1 protein-coding gene, 1 tRNA gene and 3 rRNA genes are annotated in these 1740 nt (G+C 33.7%); all 5 read right to left on the bottom strand.

Going from position 1 to position 1740, the window contains the following annotated elements:
• Positions 1 to 88: ribosomal RNA gene (locus tag BSD9I1_RS18835) — 16S ribosomal RNA — on the bottom strand; the annotation flags it as partial.
• A gap of 398 nt (positions 89 to 486) precedes the next feature.
• Complete coding sequence (locus BSD9I1_RS07330; RefSeq protein ID WP_186429795.1) at positions 487 to 1233, bottom strand: peptidylprolyl isomerase; 747 nt, start codon at positions 1231 to 1233, stop codon at positions 487 to 489.
• A gap of 134 nt (positions 1234 to 1367) precedes the next feature.
• Positions 1368 to 1443 (bottom strand) — tRNA-Phe (locus BSD9I1_RS07325).
• A gap of 6 nt (positions 1444 to 1449) precedes the next feature.
• Positions 1450 to 1566 (bottom strand): 5S ribosomal RNA (gene rrf, locus BSD9I1_RS07320).
• A gap of 47 nt (positions 1567 to 1613) precedes the next feature.
• Positions 1614 to 1740, bottom strand: a 23S ribosomal RNA gene (locus tag BSD9I1_RS07315); the annotation flags it as partial.

The following is a 1740-nucleotide window of genomic DNA, read 5'->3' as shown; positions in this document are numbered from 1 at the left end:
GAGACCTCGAAGGGTTTCATCGCTCGACTTGCATGTGTTAGGCACGCCGCCAGCGTTCGTCCTGAGCCAGGATCAAACTCTCAATTTAAAAGTTTAATCTGTTTCGCTCATCGCGTTTCTTAACATTAACTGTTAAGTAATTGACTGGTTTCTATTCTCTGTTCAATTTTCAAAGACCCTGTCGCTCCAAGCGACTTTTACATATTAACATTTTTGTTTCTTCTTGTCAACAACTTTTTAAAACATTTTTTAAAACCTTTGTCGACTGTTTGTCGTTTCTTGCGACAACATAAGTTATTGTATCATATAAATAATACCATTCCCCCATTATAAATGGAATTATACAATTATATGTACCTGCTCCTTTTATTTACTTAACAATACTCCACTTTACTACTATTGATACAGGTGGCAATGTTGTTATTACAAAATGCACAAAAGACACACAAAGCGGATCCTTTGTGTGTCTTATCTTACTGATTAAGTTTATTCTTGTATATTTACATTGTATTTTTTCTTTAAATCATCTACAAAACTTATATACATATCCTTTTGCTTTTCTTGTAATACTTGTGCATATATGCTACCCTTTACTTCATCTAGTGCTATTATACTTTCTGGTTTTTTATCTTCTACAAATATTAAATGGTATCCAAATTGAGTTTTAACTGGCTCACTAATTTCTCCTGCATTCATAGTAAATGCTGCCTTTTCAAAAGGTGGAACCATTCTTCCATGTCCAAAGGTACCGAGAGCTCCACCTTTGTTTTTAGATGGACATGTAGAATATTTTTCAGCTGCCTTTTCAAACTTCATTCCATTTTTAATTTCATTTAATATACTATTACACTCTTCTAAAGTCTTTACTAGTATATGCTTTGCAGTTATAGTTTCCTCTGTTTTAAACATTTCCTTATTGGATTCATAGAACTTAACTATATCCTCTTCATCTACTTTAACGCTAGAAATAATCTTTTTTATAGCTATTTGAGTAAGTATTTCTTTTTTTGCGTTTTCTAATTGAATTAAAAAGTCTTTCTCTTCTTCCATGCTACTATCCTTAGCATATTCATAAAGTACTTCAAAACTTACAACTTCATTTAATAATTCTTTTCTTCCTTCTGGTGTAGCTAAATGCTGCTGTCTCTCAGCTGGAAATCTTGATATAATTTCTTGTAAATCTTTGTTAGTTATATGTTTACCATTAAATGCTGCAATAATTTTTTCTTCCATTATGATTACTCCTTTTTCATATATTTTATATGATAATATTATTTTTACATTCAGAATACTCCTATAATAATTATATACTAATATTATAAGATATAAATAATTATAAAATAAAAAACCCTGCTTTTGCAGGGTTTTGGTGGCTGGACCAGGAATCGAACCAGGGACACGAGGATTTTCAGTCCTCTGCTCTACCGACTGAGCTATCCAGCCATGCTTATCTGGCAACGACCTACTCTCCCACCGGGCCTCCCCGGCAGTACCATTGGCGCTTTGAAGCTTAACCTTCGTGTTCGGAATGGGTACGGGTGTTACCTTCAAGCCATAATCACCAGATATATATAAAGAACTATGTTCTTTCAAAATTGCACAGAGTAATAAATTAGATCAAGCCCTCGACCTATTAGTATCAGTCAGCTGAATGCATTACTGCACTTACACCTCTGACCTATCAACCTTGTGTTCTTCAAGGGGTCTTACTAGCTTACGCTATGGGAAATCTCATCTTGA

It is taken from the genome of Clostridium sp. BSD9I1 (assembly GCF_900185645.1).
Classification (GTDB): Bacteria; Bacillota; Clostridia; order Clostridiales; family Clostridiaceae; genus Clostridium_AK.
This window is presented reverse-complemented; position numbering and strand designations above follow the sequence as displayed.